The following is a 7947-nucleotide window of genomic DNA, read 5'->3' on the forward strand; positions in this document are numbered from 1 at the left end:
CCGCGGAGGGGACTCCCCCGCACCGCCCCCGGTTCGTCTTCCTCGGCAAACTGCAGAAGCCCAAGGGCATCGACCTGCTGCTGCGCGCGTGGGCCGAGGCACGGCTCGACGCCGACCTCGTGATCGCGGGCGACGGTCCCGAACGCCCCCGGGTCGAGGCGGCCGAGAGCGACACCGTCCGTTACGTCGGGTGGGTGGATGCCGAGGCCAAGGGCGCGCTGATCCGTTCGGCGACCGCGCTGGTCTTCCCCTCGCTCTGGCCCGAGACGTTCGGTCTGGTGATCGCCGAGAGCCTGCTGCTGGGCTGCCCCGTCGTCGCCACCCCCGAGGCCGCCGGCGACCTGATCGTCGACGGCGAGAACGGCGCCGTCTCGAGGGATGCCACGCCTTCGGGGTTCGCCGACGCGCTCCGGCGTCTCGCGACCGACGCGGAGCTGCGGCGGACGGTCACCGCGGGAGCGGCCGCGAGCGCCGACGCGCTCGACTTCGACCGGCACGTCGAGCGCGTCGACGAGGTCTACCGCGTCGCGCGAGTGGCTTTCGAGACCGGAGCCTGATCGACCGTCCGCGGAAGCAATCGCGGCGCCATCGCCGCGGCGACCACGAGCGGCACCGCGAGGAACAGCCACGCGGCGCTCGGAACGGCCGTCCACGCGAACAGCGCGCCGACGACGAGGTTGCCCAGGAGCACCGCGATCCCGCCACACGTGGCGAGCAGGCCGAAGAACGACCCGGTCGGTCGCCCGGCGGCGAAGCGGGGAGCGAGCGTGAGCGCCGTCGGGTGGGTCGTCATGTGTCCGAGGATCACGAGCGCCGCGGTGACGAAGACGGCCACCACGCGCGCGGCGTCGTCGAGCGGCAGCGACACGCCGACGGCCAGGACCGCGAACCCCGCGGCCGAGAGCACGTACCCGATCCGGAGCGCCACCGCCGGCCCGACGCGCGCGGCCCACCTCGATACCGGGAGCTGGAGCGTGAGCGTCAGCACCGAGACGCCGGCGAACATCGCTGCGGTCGCCGCCGCGGCATCCGGGACCCGGGCCAGCTGCAGGGGCAGCGCGAGGTAGAGCTGGTTGTAGGCCAGCAGGTCGGCGGCGTGCAGCGCCGAGAAGCCGACGAACCGGCGGTCGCGCAGCGACCACCACCGGCCGGGTGGCCGGTCGACGGAACGGTCCGCGAGGGTGCTCGGGAGTGCGACCGCGAGGAACACCCCGATCGCGAGGAAGAACGCCGCTCCGCCCAGCGCCACAACGACGAACCCCCATCCCAGGAGCGCAGCACCCACGAGCGGGCCGATCACGGCACCGAGCTCACCCGTGACGCTCAGCCACGCGAACAACGACGCCCGCGAGCGGGGGCCGGGAGCGGGACGGCGAGCCTCGGCTTCCGCGATGAGGATGTTGAGCCCGGGCGAGAAGAGCGCGCCGCCGAGGCCGGTGAGCACGGTTCCGAGCACGAACAGCGCGAGGACCGGCGCAGGGGTCAGGAGCGAGCCCGCGAGCGTCGCGAAACCGGCGATGCGTACGGCGCAGCCGAAGAGGATGACGCGGCGGGGGCCGAAGCGATCGGCGAGCACCCCTCCGATGAGGAACATGCCCTGCTGCATGAACGTGCGCACCCCGAGGACGAGTCCGACCGCGACGGCGGCGAGCCCGAAATCCTCGGTGAGGACGAGCGCGAGGAAGGGCACGACGGCGTAGAAGCCGACGTTGAACAGCAACTGCGTCCCGAGCAGGACGGGCGTGCGGGCAGGCGGGTTTGGCACAGGACTCCGGGATAGGTGAGAATGATTCTCATTATGCACAGTGGTCCCGCGTCGCTCCCCCCGGTCGTCTCCCTCACCGACTCCGTCGTGCGGGCCGGTGACGGCCGTGTTCTGCTGCGCGTGGACCATCTCACCGTACGCGTGGGGGATCGCATCGCCGTCACCGGCCCCTCGGGGGCGGGCAAGACCGTGCTGCTCCGGCTGCTCTCCGGCCGCCTGGCCGCGGGCCTGAGCGCGAGCGGGCGGCGCGACACCGCCGCGGAGCGTGTCGCGATGGTTCCGCAGCGCGGCCTGGACGCCCTGCACCCCCTCATCCCCCTGGGCACGCAGCTGCGCACCGTCACCCGTACCTCCGCGGAGCGCGTGCGCGAGGTGCTCGCGGCGGTGGGCCTCGGCGATCCGCGCGCGGCCCGGCGGCGACCCGCCGAGCTGTCGGGCGGCCAGGCGCAGCGCGCCGCGATCGCCCTCGCGGTGCTCTCGCGCGCTCCTCTCGTGCTCGCCGACGAACCCACGAGCGCCCTCGACCACGACACGCGCGACCGCGTGCTCGACCTCTTCTCCACCGTGATCGGAACCGACCAGGCCCTCGTCGTCTCGACGCATGACGAGACCGTGGCCGACCGACTCGGCGCCGCTCGGATCCGGGTGGCCGACGGGGCGCTGGTGGCGGCGTGAGCGCCCTCGTCGTCGAGGCCGTCACCGCCGCCTACGGGCGCGGCCGCCCGGTCCTCTCCCCCACCTCGTTCGACATCGCCCCCGGACACTCCCTCGCGGTCGTCGGCCGGTCGGGGGCCGGCAAGTCGACGCTCGCCGAGATCGTGCTGGGCCTGCGGGCCGCGGCATCCGGATCCGTCACCGTGGCCGGACGCGCCTGGCCCGCCGGGCGCGCCCACCGCCACCTCGTGCAGGGGGTGCCCCAGGATGCCGCGGCGGCCTTCGTCCCGCGGTGGACGCTGCGCCGCTCGATCGCCGACGCCGTCCGCCGCCTCACCGACGGCCACGACGTCGACCGGCGCATCGACCGGGCGTCGGAGCTCGCCGACCTCGATCGCTCCCTGCTCGACCAGCGCCCGTCGGAGGTGTCGGGTGGGCAGGCGCAGCGCGCGGCGATCACGCGCGCCCTCGCGGTCGACCCGGCGGTCCTCGTCGCCGACGAACCGACCAGCGCCCTCGACCCCTCTCGGACCGCGGCCGTGTCACAGGCCCTCGTCGACCTCGCCCGCTCGACCGAGACCGCACTGCTCCTGGTCACGCACGACCCCGCCGTCGCCGCACGCTGCGACCGCACCCTGACGCTGATCGCGCCCTCGGCGTGATCCCGCGCTGCCCGGCAGCGCCCCCGACCCTCCATCCGAAAGGAACCACCATGACGGCATATCCGCGCCGCCACCGCCTGTTCGCCCTCGCCCTCGTCCCCGCGGCGCTGCCCCTGCTGAGCGGGTGCTTCTCACCCGGCGTGTCGGCCGCTCCCGAGGGGGGCGACGCGCGCATCTCGATCGCGATGCTGCAGCCGCCGCGCTCGGGCCTGAGCCCTCTGAGCGACGACGCGTTCAAGCTGTCGCGCTGGTCGACCGCCGAGACGCTCGTCACCCTCGCCGCCGACGGCACCCCCGAGCCCGCTCTCGCCACCGGGTGGAAGCAGGTCGACGACACCACGTGGCGCTTCGACATCCGCACCGGGGTGACCTTCCACAACGGCGATGCCCTCACGGTCGACTCCGTCGTGAACGCGCTGCAGCACGCGATCGACGCGAGTCCCCGGCCCCGCATCCTCAACGGCGTCGACATGACGGTCGTCGCCGACGGGGACGCCGTCGTGGTGACCACCGGGACGACCGACCCGCTGCTGCCGAACCGGCTGTCGAGCCCGCAGCTCGCGATCCTCGACGACGACGCGTACACCGACACCGGCGTGAGCCCCGTCGGCACCGGGACCGGGCCGTTCGAGCTGACCGCGGTCGACGGGATCGTCGGCGCGACCCTCGACCGCTACGACGGCTACTGGGGGGACACGGCCCTCGCTGCCGGCATCGACGTCCGCTTCGTGCCGGACGGGACGGCGCGCGCGGCGGCCCTGCGCACCGGAGCGGCCGACATCGTCGAGGCCATCCCCGCGGGTCAGGCGGCGACGATCGACGAGAACCTGCTGCACGAGGTCGCGATGCCCCGCACCAACACGCTGTACCTGAACACCGCGAACGGGCCCTTCGCCGACCCGGCCGTCCGCGCCGCGGCCCGCGCGGCCGTCGACCGCGCCGCGATCGTGGCGTCGGTGTACGAGGGACGCGCCGACGTGGCCGAAGGCCTGCTCGGCCCCGCGCTCACGTGGGCGGCGGACTACCGCGACGAGTCGGGCTACACCGACCTGTTGGCGTCGCGTCCCGCCGCGGCGGCGGTGTCCGGCATCCCGATCACGCTCGGCACCTTCACCGACCGCGCCGAGCTGCCCGAGGTGGCGGTGATCCTCGAGCAGCAGCTCGAGGCCGCAGGGTTCGTCGTGCAGCAGGACGTGCGCGAGTACCAGTTCATCGAGGCCGACGCCCTCGACGGGAAGTTCGACGCGTTCATCCTGTCGCGGGCGACCGTGCTCGACTCGGGCGACCCCGTGGCGTACCTCGCGTCGGACTTCACGTGCGAGGGCGGCTTCTCGATCGCGCAGCTCTGCGCCGCCGACGTCGACCGGGCCGTGTCCACCGCCTCGGCGACGGCGGCGGGCACCGACCGTCAGCGCGCCACGATGGCGGCCGAGGCCCGGGTGCTGGCGACGGATGCCGCCGTGCCGCTGCTGCACGAGCGCGTCGTCCAGGGCGAGTCGACGTCGGTCGTCGACGCGGCGCGCGATCCGCGCGAGCGTCTGCTGGTGACCGCGAAGACCCACCTCGCGGACTGACGACCGTGCGCCACAGCCACATCGCCGGGCTCGTCTCCCGCGTGCTCAGCGGGATCGCGCTGCTCGTGATCGCCGGGGCCCTGCCCTGGCTGTCGCAGCGCGATCCCGCGGCATCCATCCTGCGCGCGAGATACGCCGAGCTCGAGCCGACCCCGGAAGCCCTGGATGCCATCCGCACCGAGCTCGGCCTGGAGGGCGGCCCGATCGCGACGAGCGTGCGCTGGTGGGCGAACGTGCTGCAGGGCGACCTCGGCCGGTCCTGGGTGAGCGGTGGGGAGATCGCCCCCGGCGTATGGCACGCTCTCGGCGTCTCGCTCACCCTCACCGGCTTCTCGATGGTCGTGGCGCTCGTGGTGGCGGCGGCCCTCGTCGCCCCCGCCATCGGCCGGATCGTGCGGGACCGACCCTCCCGCGGCTCCGGGCCCGTGGGCGTCGCGTTCACGGCGCTCCCGGAGTTCCTGCTCGCGAGCGCACTGCTCGTCGTCGTGGCCGTCCAGCTGCGGTGGCTGCCGCCGTACGGCTGGAGCGGACTCGACACCGCGATCCTGCCGGCGCTGGCGCTCGGCATCCCCTCGGGCGGCCTGCTCGGGCGGCTGCTCGCCGACGCGATCGCGGGGGTCACCGAGGAGCGGTGGGTCGAGGTGTGGCGGCTCGCCGGCGCACCCCGCCGCGTGCTCGTGGCCGGCGTCCTGCGCCGCGCGGGAGCCGCCGTGGTCGATCAGGCCGGCCTCGTGATCATCGGCGTGCTGGGCGGAGCGGTCGCCGTCGAACAGGTCTTCGCGATTCCCGGACTCGGGCGCTACCTGCTGGGCGCCGCCAACGCGCAGGACCTGCCCGCCCTGCAGGGCGGGGTGCTGCTGATGGCGGTCGCGGCGGTGGCCGTCGGGCTGCTCACCGGGGCCGCCCGGCGGGCGTTGCGCGGCGGACCGCTGCCGCCGGGAGCCCTCGCCGCCCCTCCCGAAGCGCGCGGGGACGGCCGCGCCGCACGGGTGACGGTGGCGGTGGCGATCGGCATCCTGCTGCTCATCTTCGCGACCGGCCTGCCGCGCGACCCGTACGCCCTGGCGCACGCGCGGCTGAGCCCGCCGAGTCTCGCGCTGCCGTTCGGGGCCGATGCGAGCGGCCGCGACCTGCTGGCCCGCGTCGCCCACGGCACCGTCGGGACGCTCCTGCCCTCGCTCGGCATCGTGCTGCTCGCGATCGTCGTGGCGCTGCTGCTCGCGATCGTGGGCGAGATCGCTCGCGGCCCCGCCGAGATCGCGAACGCGACCCCGCCGATCCTCGCGGGGGTCATCGTCGCGGCCCTGCTCGGCCCCTCGGTGGGCGGGGCGGCGCTCGCCGTGCTGTGGGTCACGTGGCCGCCGCTCACGACGCACGCCGCCGCGCTCCTGGACGAGGCTCTCGCGGCGCCGCACGTGAAATGGATGCCGCTGTCGGGGGCGTCGCGCACCGAGATCTGGACGCGGCACGTCGTGCCGACCGTCATCCCGCCGCTCCTGCGGCATGGGATGCTGCGGCTGCCGGGTGTCGCCCTCGCCCTCGCCGCGCTCGGGTTCCTCGGGCTCGGCGCGCAACCGCCGCAGCCGGAGTGGGGCCTGCTGCTGTCGGAGGGCATCGACTACGTCGAGCGGGCACCCTGGACGACCGTGGCTCCCGCGTTCGCGCTCGTGGCGACGTCGGTGCTCGCGGTCGCGGCGGCCGGGCTGCGGCCGCGGCGGCGCGAGGGGCGGCGGACGCCCGCCGCCGAGGAGACGCCCGTCGCCGTGGAGTCCGTGCCTCTGTGACGCTGCTCGTCGGTCGAATCGCGCGGCCGACGGCGGTGGCTCAGCGATGTGCACGACCTCAGTCCGAAAGCCGGGGACGGAACTGAGGTTGTGCGCATCGCTGAGGGTGCCCGCACCCCGCGGCGCGCGGAGTCGACACCGGGCGCCGGGCGTCCCAGGTTTGTCGAGAGGGTCACGAGCGGGAAATACGGCGGAAACGACCGGTTCCTAGCATCGGAAACACCGCAGATGTTGGTCACACCAACACTGGAACGCCGCTCCCGACGGCACGCCTCGATGACGTGGCATCCTTCCCCTCACTCTTCGGAGGTCCTCGTGTCCGCCGCTCCACCCGTCTCGATCACCGCGATCCACAACGCGCGACTGGCTTCCGGTGCGCTCGTGGACATCGCGATCGACGGCGACACCGTCGTCGCTGTGGTCCCGAGCGGCTCCCCGCTGCCCGAGACGAGCGGCGAGACCCTCGACCTCACCGGTTACGTCGTCACCGCGGCGGGCGCCGAACCCCACGCGCACCTCGACAAGTCGCAGTCCTGGGATGCCATCCGGCCGCCGTTCGGCGACCTCGAGCGCGCGATCGAGAGCTGGCACGCCTTCGCGATGACGCTCGACGAGGAGGACACGCTCGACCGTGCGCGGTCCACGGCGCTGCGGATGCTGGCATCCGGGATCACCGCCGTCCGCACCCACGTCGACCTGCTGCGCGGAGAAGACGCGCTGACCGGAGTCCGCGCCCTCGTCCGCTTGCGGGACGAACTCGCCGGCCTCATGGACATCGAGCTCGTCGCGCTCGGCGGGCCGACCGTGCCCGACGCGGTCTTCGAGGCCGCGCTCGACGCGGGCATCGACCTGGTCGGCGGCGCCCCGCACCTCGCCGACGACCCGATCGCCGACCTCGAGCGCCTCATCGCCCTCGCGCGGCGCCGCGACGTCGGACTCGACCTGCACACCGACGAGAGCCTCGCCGGTGCCGACACCCTCGCCGCCTACGCCCGCGCCGTCACGGGCTGGCACCGTCCCCGTACCGCGGGGCACTGCGTCCGCCTCAGCATGATGCCCACGGAAGATCTCGCCCCCCTCGCCGAGGCCGTACGCGCCGCCGACATCGGCGTCATCGCCCTGCCGATCACCAACCTCTACCTGCAGGGGTGGGATGCCGCTCACGCGGTGCCCCGCGGAATCGCGCCGATCGGGCGCCTCAAGGCGGCCGGCGTCCGCGTCGCCGCCGGCGCCGACAACGTGCGCGACCCGTTCAACCCCGTGGGACGCTGCGACCACCTCGAGACCGCCTCGTTGCTGGTCGCCGCCGGGCACCTCGCCCCCGAAGACGCCGTCGAGGCCGTCACCACCGGCGCCCGCGACGTGATGAACCTGCCCCTCGCCGGCCCGGTCCCCGGCGCCCGCGCCGACCTCGTCGCCGTCCGCGCCGACTCGCTCGGTGAGGCCGTCGCCTTCGCCTCCGCCGACCGCGTCGTCCTCCACCGCGGACGCGTCGTCGCCCGCACGAC

The 7947-nt window shown here is 74.5% G+C and carries 7 protein-coding genes; 6 read left to right on the plus strand and 1 reads right to left on the minus strand.

Annotated features, from left to right (window positions below; all coding sequences use genetic code 11):
* On the plus strand, positions 1-557 hold a 557-nt coding region (locus tag FE256_RS16855; protein WP_138177972.1), incomplete at its 5' end, for a glycosyltransferase family 4 protein.
* Here FE256_RS16855 and FE256_RS16860 read toward each other — a convergent pair.
* On the minus strand, positions 518-1765 hold the full coding sequence (locus tag FE256_RS16860) for an MFS transporter (protein ID WP_171024396.1): 1248 nt from the start codon (positions 1763-1765) through the stop codon (positions 518-520). The two genes, FE256_RS16855 and FE256_RS16860, sit on opposite strands and share 40 nt — an antisense overlap.
* Positions 1766-1798: 33 nt before the next feature.
* Here FE256_RS16860 and FE256_RS16865 point away from each other — a divergent pair, with 33 nt between their 5' ends.
* The 5 genes from FE256_RS16865 to FE256_RS16885 all read left to right on the plus strand — a co-directional run.
* The gene (locus FE256_RS16865) at positions 1799-2440 is read left to right on the plus strand and encodes an ATP-binding cassette domain-containing protein (RefSeq protein WP_252371072.1); all 642 of its coding nucleotides are present in this window, start codon (positions 1799-1801) and stop codon (positions 2438-2440) included.
* The gene (locus tag FE256_RS16870; RefSeq protein ID WP_138177978.1) at positions 2437-3081 is read left to right on the plus strand and encodes an ABC transporter ATP-binding protein; all 645 of its coding nucleotides are present in this window, start codon (positions 2437-2439) and stop codon (positions 3079-3081) included. Before FE256_RS16865 ends, FE256_RS16870 begins: the two co-directional genes overlap by 4 nt.
* Positions 3082-3131: 50 nt before the next feature.
* Positions 3132-4655: an ABC transporter substrate-binding protein gene (locus tag FE256_RS16875; protein WP_138177980.1), complete on the plus strand. Its 1524-nt coding sequence runs from the start codon at positions 3132-3134 to the stop codon at positions 4653-4655.
* 5 nt (positions 4656-4660) lie between these two features.
* Entirely contained in the window at positions 4661-6439 is a 1779-nt protein-coding gene (locus FE256_RS16880; protein WP_138177982.1) for an ABC transporter permease subunit, read from the plus strand.
* 315 nt (positions 6440-6754) lie between these two features.
* Positions 6755-7947 (plus strand): amidohydrolase family protein (locus tag FE256_RS16885; RefSeq protein WP_138177985.1); only part of this gene is annotated, 1193 nt, incomplete at its 3' end.

This window comes from Microbacterium sp. 5K110, assembly GCF_005774735.1.
Taxonomy (GTDB): Bacteria; Actinomycetota; Actinomycetes; order Actinomycetales; family Microbacteriaceae; genus Microbacterium.